This window comes from Paenibacillus athensensis (assembly GCF_004514475.2).
Taxonomy (GTDB): domain Bacteria; phylum Bacillota; class Bacilli; order Paenibacillales; family NBRC-103111; genus Paenibacillus_AL; species Paenibacillus_AL athensensis.
In genome coordinates, this window is the sequence record NZ_MYFO02000005.1 from 380,619 (window position 1) to 398,234 (window position 17,616).

Annotated in this window: 13 protein-coding genes; 4 read left to right on the forward strand and 9 right to left on the reverse strand. The window is 57.0% G+C overall.

Annotated features, from left to right (window positions below):
* Window positions 1–56: 56 nt before the first annotated feature.
* Window positions 57–2,303, forward strand: coding sequence for an ATP-binding protein (locus B5M42_RS12350; RefSeq protein WP_230632872.1), 2,247 nt, complete (start codon window positions 57–59; stop codon window positions 2,301–2,303).
* 142 nt (window positions 2,304–2,445) lie between these two features.
* On the opposite strand, the gene B5M42_RS12355 is transcribed toward B5M42_RS12350, so the two are convergent.
* Complete coding sequence (locus tag B5M42_RS12355; protein ID WP_167690373.1) at window positions 2,446–3,015, reverse strand: HEAT repeat domain-containing protein; 570 nt, start codon at window positions 3,013–3,015, stop codon at window positions 2,446–2,448.
* 1,318 nt (window positions 3,016–4,333) lie between these two features.
* On the opposite strand from B5M42_RS12355, the gene B5M42_RS12360 reads away from it, so the two are divergent.
* Together B5M42_RS12360 and B5M42_RS12365 are read left to right on the forward strand one after the other, a co-directional pair.
* Window positions 4,334–5,842, forward strand: a complete 1,509-nt coding sequence (locus B5M42_RS12360) for a sensor histidine kinase (RefSeq protein WP_167690376.1) — start codon at window positions 4,334–4,336, stop codon at window positions 5,840–5,842.
* Window positions 5,839–6,471, forward strand: coding sequence for a response regulator transcription factor (locus tag B5M42_RS12365; RefSeq protein ID WP_134757788.1), 633 nt, complete (start codon window positions 5,839–5,841; stop codon window positions 6,469–6,471). The genes B5M42_RS12360 and B5M42_RS12365 overlap by 4 nt, the downstream gene beginning before the upstream one ends.
* A gap of 250 nt (window positions 6,472–6,721) precedes the next feature.
* Here B5M42_RS12365 and helD read toward each other — a convergent pair whose 3' ends face one another.
* The 4 genes from helD to B5M42_RS12385 all read right to left on the reverse strand — a co-directional run bounded on the left by helD (window position 6,722) and on the right by B5M42_RS12385 (window position 11,944).
* Window positions 6,722–9,010 carry an RNA polymerase recycling motor HelD gene (helD, locus tag B5M42_RS12370; protein WP_230632873.1) on the reverse strand — a complete coding sequence of 763 codons (2,289 nt, stop codon included), beginning with the start codon at window positions 9,008–9,010 and terminating at the stop codon, window positions 6,722–6,724.
* Window positions 9,011–9,387: 377 nt separating this feature from the next.
* Entirely contained in the window at window positions 9,388–10,365 is a 978-nt protein-coding gene (locus tag B5M42_RS12375) for an ABC transporter ATP-binding protein (protein ID WP_230632874.1), read from the reverse strand.
* Between the two features lie 11 nt (window positions 10,366–10,376).
* Window positions 10,377–11,171 carry an ABC transporter permease gene (locus B5M42_RS12380; RefSeq protein WP_134754296.1) on the reverse strand — a complete coding sequence of 265 codons (795 nt, stop codon included), beginning with the start codon at window positions 11,169–11,171 and terminating at the stop codon, window positions 10,377–10,379.
* Entirely contained in the window at window positions 11,168–11,944 is a 777-nt protein-coding gene (locus B5M42_RS12385; RefSeq protein ID WP_134754298.1) for an ABC transporter permease, read from the reverse strand. The genes B5M42_RS12380 and B5M42_RS12385 overlap by 4 nt, the downstream gene beginning before the upstream one ends.
* A gap of 278 nt (window positions 11,945–12,222) precedes the next feature.
* Between B5M42_RS12385 and B5M42_RS12390 the strand changes: the two genes are divergently transcribed.
* A complete protein-coding gene (locus B5M42_RS12390) occupies window positions 12,223–12,390 on the forward strand; it encodes a hypothetical protein (protein WP_167690021.1) in 168 nt (55 codons plus the stop codon).
* A 189-nt stretch (window positions 12,391–12,579) separates the two neighbouring features.
* On the opposite strand, the gene B5M42_RS12395 is transcribed toward B5M42_RS12390, so the two are convergent.
* From B5M42_RS12395 to B5M42_RS12410, 4 genes are read right to left on the reverse strand one after another with little or no spacing between them, the layout of a single operon-like run.
* The gene (locus tag B5M42_RS12395; RefSeq protein WP_134754299.1) at window positions 12,580–14,205 is read right to left on the reverse strand and encodes a cellulase family glycosylhydrolase; all 1,626 of its coding nucleotides are present in this window, start codon (window positions 14,203–14,205) and stop codon (window positions 12,580–12,582) included.
* 35 nt (window positions 14,206–14,240) lie between these two features.
* Window positions 14,241–15,155: a carbohydrate ABC transporter permease gene (locus B5M42_RS12400; RefSeq protein ID WP_134754301.1), complete on the reverse strand. Its 915-nt coding sequence runs from the start codon at window positions 15,153–15,155 to the stop codon at window positions 14,241–14,243.
* Window positions 15,152–16,036 carry a carbohydrate ABC transporter permease gene (locus B5M42_RS12405; protein ID WP_134754303.1) on the reverse strand — a complete coding sequence of 295 codons (885 nt, stop codon included), beginning with the start codon at window positions 16,034–16,036 and terminating at the stop codon, window positions 15,152–15,154. The genes B5M42_RS12400 and B5M42_RS12405 overlap by 4 nt, the downstream gene beginning before the upstream one ends.
* A 27-nt stretch (window positions 16,037–16,063) precedes the next feature.
* Entirely contained in the window at window positions 16,064–17,368 is a 1,305-nt protein-coding gene (locus B5M42_RS12410; protein WP_134754305.1) for an ABC transporter substrate-binding protein, read from the reverse strand.
* Window positions 17,369–17,616: the final 248 nt, after the last annotated feature.

A 17,616-nucleotide genomic window follows, 5' to 3' on the forward strand; every position in this document is an offset into this window, starting at 1 on the left:
AATTGTGGTGTATATCCATCACCATGAAGTATCCTTTTGTGGGAGCCTATCTGCAAATGAATCAACAGCACCAGTGGTTTATTGAGGAGTTGACCGCTGGATCGGCTGGCGAACAAGTAGGTCTTCGGGTCGGAGATATGATCAAAGAGGTGAATCATACTGCGCCTGAGCGATTCGAACAGATTCAAAAATGGGCTGGCCTTGAGCAAACCCGGCAGTTATCGATTATTCGCGATGGTGTGGAGCATCATTTTGATATCAATAAGCCCGGATCGGTGAATTTCGATATTACGCCGTTTATTCAAGAAACGCTTTGGATGCTGATGGCTTTACTGCTCTACGTCAAATTGGGCCGTTCCCCGTCTGCCCGGCTATTGTCCTTTGTTTTTGCCAGCGGCGGTTGGGTATGGATGTCCATTGGCGCCTCAATCCGCGGAGACGTGGTAGGCAAAGGGCTGATTGCCACGTTCATGATGCTGATGCCCGTTATCATTTATCATTTTTTAGTCACGTTTTTTAAAGAAAAGCATGGTTTGGTCTTTCCTAAAATCTTTCTTCCCTATGTATACACGGGCGTTTTAACCGTTTCATTCCTCGAGTTCCTGATTACCTTATCACCGTGGGCGCATCGTTTTTATCGTATCAACGGCAATACGATTTTGATTGTGTTTACACTGGGCTTTCTCGGCAATCTTGTTTTTTTGATCGGACTGTTTATCAAATATCGGCGCGAGCAATCCCAACTGGCTTCTACCGTCAGGAACATTTGGCTGGTTATATTGTGCTCGATGATGCCAACCATCGTTTTTTCGTTTTTACCACAAATCCTATGGGGCACATCTAGCGCTTTCCACAATCATACCAGCGCTTTTCTGCTGCTCTTCCCGCTCTACTTCGCCTACCTGCTCAGCTCGAACCAGATCTTTAACATCGGGCTCGTGCTGCGGCGGTTCGCCTTTGCGACGGTTGTCGCCGTGGTGCCAAGCGCCGCGCTGGCGGCGGTATATGCGTTTGTCTTTCAGAGCGAGGACAATTTGCGCCATTTGCTGTTTATTTTTTTCGGCAGCGTGTTTCTGATTTCGTTGATCCTTTACAGCATTGAGTATGTGACGACGCGGCTGGAGAGCTTTTTTTTCCCGAAAAAGTTCCTGCTCAACGCCGCGCTCAAAAACATCGCCAAAAAGCTCGGCGCCATCTCCAGCTTTCGCGAGCTGAAGGAGCTTGTCCTGATCGATATTGTCGAGACGCTGGAGACGGTCGGCGGAGCGATTATTTTCAAATACAACGACGGAATGAGGGAAATTATTCAGACGGGCGACATGGACGAAACCGGGCTGCTCGATGCGCCGGATTCGCTGGCTGCTTTTCCGCTGTACAGCTGTTTGCCTATCCATCATCACGAAGAATACCGCAGCTTTCTTGTACTTGGGCCCAAAAAAACCAACGCTCTGCTCGGCAAGGAGGAGCGCCAGTGGCTACAGTTGATCATCTCGTACCTAGCGGTCAGTCTGGAGAACCTGCACCTGATCCGCAAGCAGGCCGCCAAGCTCAAGGAGCTGTCTGCCCAATTGCCGGACGAGCAGTCCGCGCAGGACATCCAGTGGTTTCGCAAGCTGATGTTCGAGCTGCAGGAGGAAGAGCGCGCACGTATTGCCTCCGATTTGCACGATACGACGATGCAGGATTTGTTTTTCCTCAAGCAGCGGTTCAGCACCATCGCCGATAAATATGCGTGGAGCGCCGACGACCGGCGGCAGATCAAGAGCATCATCAACTTTGTGGAGATGATCAATGTCGGCTTGCGGCAGAGCTGCTTCGATCTGCATCCGTATTTGCTCAAGGAATGCGGGCTGGTGCAGACGGTCGATTTGTTCGTGGAAAAGGAAAGCGTCGATAGCCCGTTCGCGATTGATTTTGCGGCTGAGCATATCGATGCGATTGAAGCGCTGGAGCTGGGCGCAAAGACGCATCTGTTCCGCATCGTTCAGGAGCTGCTGAACAACGCGCGCAAGCACTCGCAAGCAACGGCAGTCCGGCTGCGACTGGATGTGGCTGAGAGCTACTGTCGGCTCAGCTACGAAGACGATGGCGTTGGCTTTGCCGAGCCTGACGCCGACGCAGCGGCTGAAGCCGCCAAAGGCATCCGCTTGTCCGGGCAGGGACTGGCCCAGATGAAAACCCGCGTGCTGCATGTGAACGGGCAGTTTGAGCTGAGCTCACAGGCAGGCTCGGGCACAACGCTGACGATCAGCATTCCGCTGAAAACAGACCGGCATGCCGCCAATGCTGCGGCGTCCGTCTAAGACGAACCAGACGATTGTCACAACCGCATATACAGCAAAAGCCGCAACCTGAGCCGAAGGATGAACCGGATGGTCCATACCAGAAGCTGAGTGAGCGGCTTTTCTATTTGTAGCAATGGCCTGTCGGGCTGGCGTGTCTTCATTATGCAAGCTTGACGCGCTCCGTAAGCTCCTGCATCATTTTTCCGGCCAGTGACCGGACCCGGTACGAACGGCTGTTCAACTGCTCGCGAATGGCTTGCAGCGAAGCCCGATCGCCGAGCAAATACAAGCCGCGGTAGAGGTGCACCTTGACCCACAGCACCTTTTCGCGCTCCAGCGCCCGTTTCATCAGCAGCCGCATTTCGGCGCTCCGGGCCTCATCGCGCCTTGCGATATCGGCGGCAGCCGACGCCGCATGGCCCCGCACGAGACTGCTTTTATCGCGCAGCAGCTTGCCTTGAAGCAGCCGCAGCACCTCAGGCGAATGGCTATTTCTCAATGATTCGCAAGCGTTGGCGCGAACCTGCTCCGACTCGTCCTCCAGCAGCTTGAGCAGCAACCGTTCGGCACGTTCCGAAGCCGACACGATCAACACCTCCGCCACGCCCGACCGAAGCCGTTCATCTACCCCTGTCGCCAGCAAATCCAGCACTTTAAACACATCGTCCTGCAAAGTAAACACGGCCGTTGCCCTCGGCATTTCGCTCACATTCAGCTCCATCGTTTCCATTAATACCCCTCCAAACCGGACTGCACATGCAAGGAAAACGATCAGCTCCATGCATGATTGCAATAATTTGGGATTCCTAATAATTACCATACCACAGGTTGAACCAAATATTGACGCAAACTTCATTGCGCGGACATGCAGAAAAAATCCCAAAATTCTCTAAAAGTTTGCGTCCCTATCCATCTATTTGCTCTTGACAAGTGTAAACGTTCCCACAAATTTCCTGCATCTGCGTTCACGCATCCTTCTTTTCGAAAAAAATTTGAAATTTAGCATAAAAAGTTGTGTTTTTTCACAAAAATTTATTATCATGACGTGTATAATATATCTGAAAGTTATCAACAACCGATAGATTTGGAGAATTTATATGATGAAAAAATCAGGCACCGCGCTGGTGCTGGTCGTCGTTCTGCTTGCGCAAATATGGTGTTTGTATGTGATGATGCGTGATCCTTTTATCGGGATTAACGTCATACAAAATGAACAGCAGCAATGGGTCATTAAAGAATTGGATCAAGAAGGAATAGGCCAAAATCTGAGTGTTAAAAATGGTGATATTTTGAAGAAAATCGATGGTGTTCCTGCTGACGAGTTTCCTACCGTCCGTAAATGGCATTCTGTCGAGCGAGCACAAACTATGGTCGTCTCTCGCGACGGACATGAATTCACCGTGCTAATTAATAGTAAGAGTAGTGTAACGTTTGATTTGCTTCCCCTATTTCAAGAACTGATCTGGCTGCTTATGGCCGGCTTGCTGCATTTTAAAATGAACCGTACTGCTTCAGCCCGCCTGCTAGCGCTCGTTTTCCTATGCGGCAGTTTGATCTGGGTATCACTCGGCGGTTCCATTCGTGGTGAAGCGATAAGCAAAATCATCATAACCACTTGTATGCTGGCGCTTCCAGTTGTGTTTACACATTTCTTGATCGTCTTTTTTCGTGAAAGAAGTAGTGTTCGATTGCCTGTCCGTTGGCTGCCTTATGCGTACACCTTTATGTTGTTAATGGCTCTCTCCAAGGTAGTTTATTTCATCCCTTCTTATGCTTTCTTCGTATATCAGTTTAGCAATAAATCAACTTTGTTTTTTTTCAGCTCAGGCTTCGCCTATTGTATCACCCTGCTAATCGTGGTATACAGCAAATATCGCCATAAAGATGCTTATATAAAGCATGTCGTTCGCAACCTGGGATTGGTGCTCCTGCTCTCCTTCATACCTATGATTGGATTTTCGTTCATTCCGCAAATAATTACTGGGCACGGTATCAAAACCCTCTACACAAGCCTGCTCGCGCTCGTGTTCCCGATGTATTTTGCCTACTTGATCAGTTCCAATCAAATCTATAACATAGGTCTTGTGCTGCGCCGCTTCGCTTTTGCCGCTCTGGTGGCGATCGTGCCGAGCGCGGCGCTGACCGGCTTGTACGCGTTGCTGTTTCGCAGCGATAACGATTTGAAGCATCTGCTGTTTATTTTCGTCAGCTCGGGCTTTTTGATCTCTCTGATTCTCTATGGCGTTGAATATGTAACTACAAGATTGGAAAGCTTCTTTTTCCCGAAAAAATATCTGCTCAATACCGCGCTCAAGCAGCTGGCCGATAAGCTCGGGGCGATTTCCAGCTACCGCGATTTGAAGGAGCACGTCTTGACGGACATTGTGGAGATGCTGGAGCTCGAAGGCGCAGCAATTGTGTTTCAATACTCGCCCGACCTGTCGGAATCGATCCGCTGGGGACATCTGGACGAAGAAGCTTATCTCGCCCCGCTGCACTCGCCGCTGCGACATACGGCTTACAGCGTTTTTGACATTCAGCGTCAGGCGGAATACAGCAGCTTTCTGGTGCTGGGCGCGAAAAAAAACAACGCTACGCTCGCCAAGGAGGAGCGGCAATGGCTGCGGCTGGTCGTCTCGTATTTGGCCGTCAGTCTGGAGAATTTGCACCTGATCCGCAAGCAGGCCGCCAAGCTCAAGCAGCTGTCGGCGCAGCTGCCCGAGGCGCACGCCGCCGAAGACATGCACTGGTTCCGCAAGCTGATGTTCGAGCTGCAGGAGGAGGAGCGGCTGCGGATCGCGTCCGATCTGCACGATACGACGATGCAGGATTTGTTTTTTCTCAAGCAGCGGTTTTCGGCAATTGCCGATAAATATGCGTGGAATACAGAGGATCGGGGGCAGATCCGCAGCATCGTCAATTTTGTGGAAATGATCAATGTGGGCTTGCGGCAAAGCTGCTTTGACCTGAATCCGTATTTGCTCAAGGAAAGCGGGCTGGTGGAGACGCTGGAGCTGTACGTGGACAAGGAGCAGCAGACCGGGCCGTTTACGATTGCCTTTGCGGCGCACCAGCGAAGCGTGATCGAGAATCAATTGGAGCTTCCGGTCAAAAAACACCTGTTCCGCATCGTGCAGGAGCTGATCCAGCATGCGCGCAAGCATACGCCGGCTACCGAGGTCCGGCTAGGGCTATCGGCGGAAGGCGGGGCATGCCGCCTCGTCTACGAGGACGACGGCACGGAAGCCGACGGCTTGCTGGCTCTGGCGGCGGGTGGAGCCCGCCCTGACGGAACCGCGCCCGAGCGGATCGTCCGGGGCGAGGATTGGGCCACGCGCGACGGCTTGGCCGAAGCCGCTGACGGGGCAGCAGCAGCGAACGCCCAGGCTGCCGGAAACGGCGGAGCAGGCGAGGATGCGGGAGCAGGCGGCCACGGGCTGGCGCAGCTGCAAAGCCGGGTGCTGCATCTGGGCGGGCGGCTTGAGGTGCGCCCGGCGGCGGGCGGCGGCGTGACGATGACCGTGTTAATCCCAATGAAAGAGGCGGCGGCTGGATGAATAGAACGTATAAAGCGATCGTCGTTGACGATCATCCTTTGATTGCGCAAGCGACCAAAGGCTTATTGGAAAAAATCGAAGGCGTGCAGGTCATTGGCGTCGCTGCTACGGGTCAGGACTGTCTGACGCTGGTCGGCGAGCAGCAGCCCGATCTGATTATGCTCGACTATCACCTGCCCGATATGACCGGCACAGACGTCGCCGAGCAGCTCAGGCAATTGGCGCCGAATGCGCACATCATTGTGTTTACCGGCATTGAGGTGGCCAAGCTGTACAACAAATTCGTCTCGCTGAAGGTCAGCGGCGTCTTGAGCAAGGAATCGAGCGAGCGCACGATTCGGAATATGGTGAATTGCGTGCTGGACGGGCATACGATGCTGCCGCTGCATTTTTTCCACCATACCCAGCTTAGCGCCAACCTGATGGAAGCTTTGCAGCTTGATGAGGAAGAAGTGCAAATTCTGACCTTGCTCGTCGGCGGTCATACACATGAGAAAATGGCCGAAACGCTGTTCATGAGCCGGCGGACGTTCGAGAATTATTTGCGCAAAATTTACGACAAGCTGGGCGCAAAAACCAAAACGGAAGCGATTGAGAAATTTTTGCAAAGCGATAAATTCCGGACCTGACGCGCCCCCCGTCAGCCGAACCACAGACAAAAGCCCCGCGCAAGAAAGCGTCGGGGCTTTTGTCTTGCACAACTCTTTATCAGAATGTGCGAAGAATGATCACAAGCAGTACGTAAAGCACCAGAATCAACGCTGCATTCGAGTACCATCCGCCGGCATAAGACATGGTCATTCCTCCTTCCCAGGGAGCAGATCGCTGCTCTTCCTGCTTTATCGTATGCAGGGTTCGGGAAAGGGTATGGACGTTCGTCTACTGCTGAGGCAAAAACGGGGTCAGGCTCCCTGTATAAAACACATCGAGATGATGCAGCGCCCGGGTGCAAGCCGTGTAGAGCAGCTTCCGCTCGCGTTCCTCGGCGTAGACGGCTTCACTGGCGTCGTAGATCAGTACGGCGTCGAATTCCAGCCCTTTGGCCAGATACACGGGCAAAATCATCACGCCCGCCTCATAGCGCAGCGTGGCGGCAGTAATCAGCTGCAGGCCCGGCACGAGCGCCTGCAGCTGCACATAGGCGCGCTCGGTCTCGCGCGCCGTCTTGCACAGGACGGCGACCGATGCGGCACCGTCGTTCCGGCGGCTCAGCGCAGCAGCCGCCACCAGGCGGACGAGCTCCCCGCCGTCCGCCGCCGCCACGAGCCGCGGCGTTTCGCCGCTGCGGCTGAACGGCTCCGCGGGCTCGCCCTGCGGAAGCACGCGTGCGGCGAGCTCCATGATCTCGCGCGTGGAGCGGTAGCTTTTGCCGAGTCGGATCGTCTCGGCATGCGGCTCGCGCAGCAGATCGCCGATCGAGGCGTAGCCGCCCTGCCCAGCAGTAGCATGGGAGAAGATGCCCTGATTCCAATCGCCCAGCAGCGTAAAGCGCGCGCGCGGAAACAGCTTTTGCAAATAGGCGTAATGAAACGGCGTGTAGTCCTGCGCTTCATCGACCAGCACGTAACGGATCGTGCGGACGGTCATCTGTCCTTCGACCAGCCCTTTCAAATACACGAGCGGCGTCGCATCCTCGTAGTTGAGCGCGCCTGCATCCAGCCGCTCCAGCGTGTGTGCCGCGAGCGCCGCCAGCTGCTGCGGCGCGGGCAGCGTTTGCCCAGCCGCTTGCGCCAATTCGGCGTGCAACTCCAGGTTCGCAAACAGCTCGCGGTACATGCCTGGCACGTCGATATAGCCAAGCTGGCGGGCCCGCTCCTTGAGCGGCGCAACCGTCTTGTGCGCCCGGCGGCGGCTAAGCCGCTTCAGCTCCTGCTCGGCGCCGACATACGTCGTCTCCCGGGAGAGCTTGCGGTACCAGCGCCGCTCCGCTTCGGCCTCCAGCTCGTCGAGCCGCTCCAGCACCCATGCCGTCAGCTGCTCCATCCGGTCGCCGAGCGACCGGCCGACCGGACGGCTGTAGAACCGCTCGGCGATTGCTTCCGCCGACAGCAGCACGCGCTCGCCGACCTGAAAGCCGGTGAAGCGCAGCCCTGCGCAGGCGAGACGCTCGCCGTAGGCTTCGATCACCTGCAAGAACGCAGTCGAAGCCTTGTAGGCGATGCCAGCCAGCCGCGCCGCAGCGTCCGGGTCACGGCTCGGGTCGCTGACCAGCACAAATTCCAGCTGATCGTATGGGTCCTCCAGCGCGAGGCCCGTGTGCTCAAGCCGGAAGCGCAGATGCTCCTGAAACGTCGTCTGCTGCATGTTCGCTTCGCCCAGCTCCGGCAGCACGCGCGAGACGTAATCGCTGAACAGCGAGTTGGGCGAGAACAGCACCATCTGATCGGCGTTCAGCGTCAAGCGATGCTTGTACAGCAAATAGGCGATGCGCTGCAGAGCGACCGACGTTTTGCCGCTGCCGGCCGCGCCCTGAACCACCAGCACCTTGTGGGCGTCGTCGCGGATGATTTGATTTTGCTCGCGCTGGATCGTCGTCACAATGTTGTGCATCTTATCGTCGGCGCTGCGGCCCAGCATCGTCTGGAGCATTTCGTCGCCGATGCTCAGGCCCGTATCAAACATATCCTCCAGCTCGCCGTTTTTGACGATATACTGCCGCTTGAGCAGCAGCTCGCCGCTGACGTCGGCTTCAGGCGTCCGGTACGTCGCCGGTCCGGGCGGATAATCGTAGAACAGGCTGGCAATCGGCGCGCGCCAATCGTACACGAGAATCTCGTCGGACTGCGGATCCATAAAAGAAGCCAAGCCGATATAAATCCGCTCGATCTCTCCGCGCGCTTCTTCATCGGCAAAATCGATCCGGCTGAAATACGGCGCATCGACGATCCGCTCAAGCCGGCGCAGCGCGTCCTGCGCCAGCTGGAGGCTGCGCTCCTGAATGCTCAGTACCTGCGCCTGCTGCGTAATGCTGGCTGCCGTCTCGATCAAATCGTCTTCATTGTCGGTATTGACGGAAATATCCGACCAGAAGCTACGATTGATCGCCAGCACATCCGCACGCCGGTCGTCTGCCGTGCGGCCCAGCTCGCCGAGCCGCTTGCGAATCCGCCTGCGCACATCGGCCAGACGCTCCTTTTCCTGACGCCATTCCTCTTGGGTGATCTCCATAGCCCCCGCTCCTTCCAACGTTCATGTTCCGGTTATGCTTTTATTGTACCCGATCCAGCCACGACGACCAAACTGCCGTCAGGTCGGCACGTCACGTAAAGCGCGCAGGTGACTCGTTGGGGCGGGTAGCCTATGTGGCTGCTGCACAGACCGTTGACTGCTGTACAGCCCGTTAGCCAACAGATTGCCCTCCTGACTGTCGCACAGACCGTTGCCAGTGACGGCTCCCTAACGGCTGCTGCACAATTCGTTAGCCGGCAGACGGCCCTCGATGGCCACCGCACGGCCCCTTGTCGGTATACAGCGGGCTTCTTCAGCCGGCAATTCGCCCGGCCGCGCGGCCCGCCGACGCTATGGCCGCCGGAGCCGCACCTACGTCAATACACACGGTGTATGACGTCTTCGAAAGCCGGCTCCTCCATATGCACGTCGTCGGCCTCGCCCCAGGCGCTGACGATGCGCAGCATCTCCAGCGCCGTCAGCTCGCGGCGGTTCCACGCCAGCGTCAGCGCGCCGGGCGCGCGCTCGACGATGGTCAGCGGCAGCCCCGCCGCTTCAACCCCTGACGGCACCACGCAGCCGGAGCGGAACGTCACCCGGGCCACCGTCGGCAGCCCGATCCGTTCGCGCAGGTCGGCAATCGTGCCGTCATACCCGAGCTGACCGTGATTGATGACCATCACCCGGCTGCACAGCCGTTCGATGTCATCCATATCATGCGTGGTCAGCAGAATCGTTGTCCCTTTCTCGCGGTTCAACGTATGCAAAAAGCTGCGGATGCTGCGCTTGGCGCTCACATCCAGACCAATCGTCGGCTCGTCGAGGAACAGCACGTCCGGGTCGTGCAGCAGCGCCGCCGCCAGATCGGCCCGCATCCGCTGGCCGAGCGACAGCTTGCGGACCGGCGTGTCGAGAAACTCGCCCAGCCCCAGCAGCTCGCTCAGCTCGCCGAGCCGCAGCCGGGCGGCGCGCTGCTCCAGCCGGTACATCGCCGCCAGAATGTCGTAGGAATCCCGCACCGGCAAATCCCACCACAGCTGGCTGCGCTGGCCGAACACGACCCCGAGCCGTCCCACGACGCGCCGGCGGTGCAGCTGCGGGCTGAGCCCGTCGATCTCCACGCTGCCGGAGGTCGGGTGCAGGATGCCCGTGAGCATTTTGATCGTCGTCGATTTGCCCGCGCCGTTCGGCCCGATATAGCCGACGAACTCGCCGCGCTTTATCGTAAAGCTGATGTCTCTGACGGCTTCCTTCAAGCGGTGTTCCCTGGACAGCAGGCTGCGCAGGGCGGCAAACCGGCCTGTGCGGACGACGGGCAGACGGAACGTTTTGCCTAAACGGTTTACAGTAATCATCTCGCACCCCCCTAGCTTCCCGTACTTTGATAGCGCGACACGCCAACCGCCCACAGCCGCAGCGCCAGCAGCAAAAACACGGCCGCAGCTCCCGCAGCCGCTAAGGGCAGCCACGGGCCGTACGAACCGCGTACAATGTACAACGCCGGCACATAGCTGACGAACCCGACGGGCAGCGCCACCAGCAGCAGCGTCCGCATCCATTGCGGATACAGCGTCAGCGGATATTGCGCAGCGCTGCGGGCCGCGTCTTCGGTCATGTTCTGCAGCGCTTCGATGCGCGTCAGCCAGAATCCGCACGACGCTGTCGCCAGCCCGATCGCAAACAGCAGCACCGCGCCGGAAACAACGGCCAGCAGCGTAAACGGAACTGCCGTCCAGTCAGCCCGACCGTCGGCAAGCAGCTCGCGCAAGCACAATGTCACCAGCAACGCGCCTTGAGCCAAATCGCCGGCCAGCAGCCGAACGTTTTGCGTCATGAGGGCCAGCAACAGCGGCACGGGGCGCAGCAGCAACGGATCAAGGTCTCCGGTGACAAGGTATTTTTCCAGATAATGAACATCGGAGGCCACCGAGCGGTACAGCGCCCGGGCCAGCGTCATCACACCGCACAAATAGCCGATTTCGTACCAGCTCCAACCGTCGACGCTTCCGAACTTGACCAGCACGAGCGCCACCATCAGAAATTCGCTGAACTGCACCAGCGCCGACACGATCGCCGAGCCGATAAAATTGAATTTGTGCTGCATCGCTCCGCGCACACTGGCGCGAAGCAGCAACGTATAAAGCCGCAGATTCGCTCTCATCCGCCCTGCACCTCCAGCTTGCGCCGCGCCAGCCGGGTGGCCAGCAAGCCAAGCGCCGTCAGCGCGCACGCCCAGCCCGCAGCGCCCAGCAGCGCTCCCGGGCCGTCAAGCCCCATATATTGCCGCGTCGGCACATACAGCAAATACGGATACGGCGAGCAAAAGCTGAGCACGCGCAGCCAGCCGGGTACCCACGACAGCGGAATAAAGAAGCCGGCAAGCAGCATGCCAAACGCATAATTCAGCCAAAAAAACCACCGGGATTCCGTCGTCCACAACGCGGCGATGCCAATGAGATACTGGATGCAAATCGAGAGATAAGCGGCAAAAACGATAGCGACGGCTGTCCAGACGAAGACAAGCGCATGGGCGGGCAAAGGAAGCGAAAACAAGAAGAAGATGAGGATGTAGATCGGGAGAGATTTGTACAAAAACTGGTAAGCGATCTGTCCCCACTCGCGGCTGACCGCCTGATAGAACAGATGCGCCGGACGCAGCAAATCCAGAGCAATTTGCCCTGTGCGCACCGATTGCTCCAGACCGAGCCCGTTCGTAACAAACAGGGTGATCCACAGCAGGCATTGATTAAAAGCAATGTACGCGACCATCCCCTGACTTCCGTACTCGCCAAGCGGGCTGTCTGCGCCCAGACCGGACCAAATACGAATGTAAATGAAGCCGAAAGCCAGACTGACCGCGTTGTGCAGCAAATGCGAAGCGCGATATTGCCTATTGCGCGCGTACGCTTTTTTCGCCAGCACCATGAATAGCATAGCAAACACCTCCTGATCGAATCGATGTGAGGAGGAACCAAGGCGGTGAATCTTTCTCGCAGCCGCTACGTAGAGAGAGCGTTGTCTATCTTACCAAAATTTCTCTGCCGCTGGCAACAACTTTTCTTGTATAATAATGACATATCGCCCAAAAGGGAAAATGGCTGTAACCGGCGGAAATTCCATGCGACTTCTATGCAACGGAAGCGAACAGCCGCCGTGCAGCGGGCGCTCCGCTCCGGGAGTCACACGCGGCACTGAACAAAGGAGGCGCAAACGTGGCTGAATATGTCATCAACTGTATCACAGCGGTAGTCGCCGCTCTAATTGACGATAAGCTGAAAGCCAGTCTGCTCGGCAGGCGGATAGCAAAAATCCTGCTGAGCGCCTTTATGCTCCTCGGAGTGATTGTCGTGAGCATTGTCCTGATCTGGCTGCAAAGCTAGAGCACGTTGCCATCAGCTGCTGTATACCAACAACCGCGTTCGGCACAGACGAAACGGCAAAAGCATAAGCCGGCGCTCCAAGCCGCAGAGCGACTGCTCTGGGTCGGAAGCGCTGCTTATGCTTGCTTCTGAGAAAGTTTGGATCAAACAAGACGCTGCGCCCTTATCTCGCGCGCAGTTGCCTTCACGTTACACTGGCCGGATTTCCAGCCATTCCAGACGGACCGAGCCGCTTTTTGCCTGAAGAATCAGCTTATGAGGCCCCTGTGCCAGCTCTCGGCCCGCCCACAAAGAAATCGATTTCCAAACGGTCGGAACTTCACCTTGCAAAACGAGCGTTTCCCCGTCCATCACCGCCGCCAGCTCCGCCCCGTCTTCGGCCGCCGACAGTCGCAGCTCCGCTGCATAAGCGCCGTCCGCGCCCGCTACGAATTCGTATGCGGCCCAATCGCCCGCCGCCAGCTGCAAGTACATACGCTCATCGTCCTGCCAAAGCTGACCTTGGCCGTGCTCGAACGTTGCCTGCTCGCGCTCGCCGGTGACAAAGCGGATATCGGTGCCGTCTGCGACGCGGAAGCCAACATTGCTTTCGGCGGGCTTGCCGACATGGAAGCTTTCTTCCGCTCCCTTGTAGCCGTAGAAAATCGCCGGAATGCGCACCGGCGGCCGGCGCAGCAAGGCGTTCACGACATCGGCGTGATACACGCAGTTCTCGAAACGCAGGTTGTCGAGATACTGCCACAAGATCCGCTCCGCTTCTGCCGCATCCGGCTTGACGCCGCCTTGCAAATACGCGACAAGCGAGTCCCAGCCGTCGGGGATGCGGACCTCGCAGGGCGAGTTGTCTTTGCCCATTTTTTTCCACGTCCAGAAATTCCACGATATATCGTGATCCTCGAACAAGCGGAACGCTCCGGCATACCAGTCCTTGTTGTTCTCGCCGCCTTCACCCATATAAAGCGGCGCGTCCCATTCGTCGCGCTTGTCCAGGTATTTCTGGAGGCTCGCGGTGTCCGGGTTGTTCCAGTACTTGTGAAATTGCAGCAGCACATTATCGTCGAAGCGTTCGTCAAAAATCGTCCAGTCCGTCGCCCAATGCGCGCCTTCGAGAATGATCATATGCCGCTCGTCGACCTCGCGAATTGCGGCTGTGATCCGCTTGTACAGCGGCATAATCCGGTCGTTGTATTGCGCAAACCAGTTGGGCAGCGGCTCGTTCAGCAGATCGTAGCCGGCGACGATCCATTCGTCCTTGTAACGGTCGGCCAGCATGCGCCACAGCTCAATCGTTTGCCGTTGATAACGTTCCTTCAGAAACAGCTCCGGCTGATCGTTCGCCGAATCGTCAATGTTCGCTCCCGTCTGTCCGCCCGGCGCGCCGTGCAGATCGAGCACCACATACAGCTTATAGTCGCGGCACCAGTCGATCACCCGGTCGAGCAGCGCGATTCGCTTTTCACGGAAGACGACCTCGTCGCCCTCCTCCATAAGCCAGCGGGCATTGATCGGGATGCGTACCGAATTCATCCCTTCGGCGGCAATTTGCCGGATATCCGCTTCCGCGGTGTGAATGTCATAGTAGATGTCCCAAAAGCGCCCGGCCTGCTCCTCACCGACCAGCTCGCGCACCATCGCTTCGATGCGCCGCGGGCGGTCGCCCTGCTCAGGGAATCTCCACATATAGCCTTCGGGCAGCATCCAGCTCCCGAAGCCGACGCCGCGCAGCAGCAGCTCCTGACCATCCCCGTTGATCAGCTTTTTGCCCTTCGTGCGGATGAACCCGCTCACTTCAGGGTTAAACGTTTTCCTCACCATCCAGTCCTCCTTCTCTCCTGCAAGGCGCAGCTAGATTATCCTTTGATAGCGCCTTCTGCAATCCCTTTCATAATATACCGCTGGAGCAATAAATAAAACAGAATAACTGGCAGCATTGCCAAAATAAGCGAAGAAAGGATCGCCGACCAGTCATTGTTGCCGTATTGTCCAAACAGCATGTTGGTGGAAAGCAGCAGGGTGTAGCTCTTGTAGTCGGTTAACATCAGCAGCGGCAGCAGGAAATCGTTCCACACCCACAGCAGGTTCAAAATGGCAATCGTCGCCGTAATCGGCAGCAGCAGCGGGAACATGACAACGGCAAACAATCTCAGCTCGCCGCAGCCGTCGATGACCGCCGCTTCGTCAAGGTCGCGCGGAATCGTTTTCACAAAGCCGTGGTACATGAAAATCGCCAGCGCTACGCCCAAGCCGATATAGATGAGCCCAAGCCCTGTCGCCGAGCCTTGCACAGCCAGCGTTTTGGCAATTTTCGTTAAGGTGATCATCACCGAATGAAACGGAATCAGCGTCGACATGACGAACAGGAAAAACAGGAAGCCGCTCAGCTTGCCCGGCGTGCGCGACAGCTTGTAGCCGGCCAGTGAAGCACAGCCAATAATCCCGGTCAGACTGATGGCGGCGACATACGCGGTATTGCCCAGACTGCGCATAAAATTCGTTTTATGAAACGCCCCGACATAGTTGGCCAGCTCCAGATGTCTCGGCAGTGCCAAGATGTTATTCATCATTTCGCCTTCGGTTTTGAGGGAGTTAAGCAGCCCCATGTAAATCGGGAACAACGTCACCAGTGCGGCAAGCAGCAGGACCAGATGAACCAGCCAGGCGCCTGGAGAACGGGCAGCCCTACGGCCGGAATGGCTGCGAGGCGAAGCTGCGCCCGGTACGGCAGAGGCCGTTGACGCTGCGGAAGATGGGTTGACGGGCTTCATGACTCCACCTCTCTTCGCTTCATGATCCAGAGCTGAATCAGGGTAATCACCAGCACGGCTGCGAATAAAATAACCGCTTTGGCGTTAGCGTAGCCATACCGATTGGACGATTTGAACGCCTCTTCGAAAATATTCAGGGCAATCACCTGCGTCGCCCGCCCCGGACCGCCCCCCGTCAGCGCATACACGGCGTCAAACGCCTTGAACGAGCTGCTTAGCGTCAAGAAGACGCCGATCGTCAGCGCCGGATAAATCATCGGCAGCGTAATATGGCGAAACGTCTGCCAGCCGTTCGCTCCGTCAATCGCGGCCGCTTCCTTGAGCTGCGCCGGCACGCCTTGCAAAGCGGCCATGTAAATGACCATCAAATAGCCGACGCCCCCCCACAACGAGACGATGAGAATCGCCAGAAAGGAAAAGCGCGCGTCGCCGATCCAGGACTGGTCCAACATTTTCAGTACCGAATGCTCGGCCATGTAAGGCAACACCTTGGTAAAAATATACAGCCACATAAATCCGCCGATGATCAGGCTGATCATATTCGGCATGAAAAAAATCGTGCGGTACCACGCCTTGCTGCGCCGCCGCGACTCGACGAGCACAGCCAGCGCAATCGCCAGCGCATTTTGCAAAATCACCATCGCCGCCACATATTTCAACGTAAACCCGACGGCGTTCAGGAAATAGGGGTCGTCCGTCAGCGCCTCAACGTAATTGGCCGCGCCTACAAATTGATACGACGGGTTAAGCCCGTTCCAATTCGTCAAGCTGTACCCGACGCCCCCGATGGCGGGGGCGAGTACGAATACAGCGTAGAACAGCAGCGCGGGAAATACGAAGGCCAGCAGAACGGCCGCTTGCTTGCCGGTGCGGCTTGTCATTGTCCTTCACTCCCTTATGCGCCTCGCTTAGTTCTGTCCCTTGATCGCGGCGGCCCATTTTTTATCAAGCGCTTTGATGATGTCTTCCTTGGTCACCTGCTTGGCGTAGTAGCTTTGCAGCAGCTTGGCCTGCTCGTCCGTCACGCCGTTCGGCAGCGACAAATCCTGATACGCCTTGCCCTGCGACACATAGGTCATCGCTTCGTCAATCCACGGGAACGACTTGTACGTATGCACCTTGGATACCGGATTGAACTTCAGCTCTTGGAACAAAGCCGAGGAATCCTGCGGATCGAGCAGGTAGTTGAGCAGGTCCATCGCTACTTCCTTGTTTTTGCTCGTCGGCGAAACGGCCAGCGAGGTCGAGGTCGACAGGTTGATCATCGCGCCCTTGGGATCGTTGCTGACCGGCAGCGGAGCTACGCCGAATTCCATATTAGGATTGACCTTCTGAATCGCTTCGGCCTGCCACGGTCCCTGGACCCACATCGCCGCCTTGCCGTTGGCGAAATCGGTCGAGCCCTGCGCGCCGCCGACTTCGAACGGCTTGTCGGTGCCATTTTGCATAATGATGTCGATGATGTTAAATACGTCGGCCACGTCGCTGTAGGACGCTTCGCCCTTGTTCATCTTGTCGATCCAGTCGGGATGCTGCGAGTTGACAATGCCGCCCAGCGACAGCGCCATCATGAGCTGCGGAATCCACGCTTCCTGGAACGCCAGCTCGAACGGCGTAATCTGGTTGGCTTTCAGCTTGTCCACGACGGCCTTCATCTCGTCGATCGTTTGCGGCGGCTGGAGGCCAAGGTCGCTGAACATTTTTTTATTGTACAAATAGCCCCATTCCAGACTCTCCAGCGGCAGCGCCATCACCTTGCCGTCGTAAGTGACCGTTTTCTTCACGTTATCGAACAGCTGACCGGCAAACGGCTGATCGGACAAGTCGGTCAAATAGCCGGCTTTGTAGTAGGTCGGCAGATCGGCTACGGCGTGCAAGGTGAACAAGTCGGGCGCGTCGTTGGACGAAAGCCGGGTTTGCAGCAGCTGCTTGGCCTGATCGGGATTCGGCATTTCGAGACTGATCGTCACGTCGATATTTTTCTCGGCCTTTTCCTTGGCCTGGAACTGCTCGAAATAGCGGTCGAATTGATCCTTGAAGCGCGGGAAGCCCATGAATACCTTGAGCTCGACCTTTTTGGCCGCCGCTGCCGTCGGTGCGGCTTGGCTGTCCGCAGTTGGCGTGGCGCCGCTCTGCTCCGTGCCCGACGATCCGCAGCCGGCAAGTACGGCCAGCAATGCTGCACTGACTCCAATATGAAGCGCTTTCCTCATGATTTGTTTCCCCCATAGTTTGTATTGAACTGCACCTTTATCATAAGGCGAAGCGAGAACGGAAACATTCGAGGATATTAGCTTTTGCAGCTGTAAAATATTGATGCGCCGCCCGGACGGCTCCGCCAATCCGGCAAGTTCGCGGGAGCAGCGCGCGGTCGGGGAGCGCGTGCCGGGCGTCCCGCAGCGCTTCGTCCGGCATGGCGGCTGGCGCTTCGCCCGGCGTGGCGGCGGCGCTTCGTACGGCG

Excerpts from the sequence above, each read along its gene's own strand:
- B5M42_RS12350 (WP_230632872.1), top strand. The coding sequence starts at position 57 with ATGAATCAACAGCACCAGTGGTTTATTGAGGAGTTGACCGCTGGATCG.
- B5M42_RS12355 (WP_167690373.1), bottom strand. The coding sequence starts at position 3,015 with ATGGAAACGATGGAGCTGAATGTGAGCGAAATGCCGAGGGCAACGGCC.
- B5M42_RS12365 (WP_134757788.1), top strand. The coding sequence starts at position 5,839 with ATGAATAGAACGTATAAAGCGATCGTCGTTGACGATCATCCTTTGATT.
- helD (WP_230632873.1), bottom strand. The coding sequence starts at position 9,010 with ATGGAGATCACCCAAGAGGAATGGCGTCAGGAAAAGGAGCGTCTGGCC.
- B5M42_RS12375 (WP_230632874.1), bottom strand. The coding sequence starts at position 10,365 with ATGATTACTGTAAACCGTTTAGGCAAAACGTTCCGTCTGCCCGTCGTC.
- B5M42_RS12380 (WP_134754296.1), bottom strand. The coding sequence starts at position 11,171 with ATGAGAGCGAATCTGCGGCTTTATACGTTGCTGCTTCGCGCCAGTGTG.
- B5M42_RS12385 (WP_134754298.1), bottom strand. The coding sequence starts at position 11,944 with ATGCTATTCATGGTGCTGGCGAAAAAAGCGTACGCGCGCAATAGGCAA.
- B5M42_RS12395 (WP_134754299.1), bottom strand. The coding sequence starts at position 14,205 with ATGGTGAGGAAAACGTTTAACCCTGAAGTGAGCGGGTTCATCCGCACG.
- B5M42_RS12400 (WP_134754301.1), bottom strand. The coding sequence starts at position 15,155 with ATGAAGCCCGTCAACCCATCTTCCGCAGCGTCAACGGCCTCTGCCGTA.
- B5M42_RS12405 (WP_134754303.1), bottom strand. The coding sequence starts at position 16,036 with ATGACAAGCCGCACCGGCAAGCAAGCGGCCGTTCTGCTGGCCTTCGTA.
- B5M42_RS12410 (WP_134754305.1), bottom strand. The coding sequence starts at position 17,368 with ATGAGGAAAGCGCTTCATATTGGAGTCAGTGCAGCATTGCTGGCCGTA.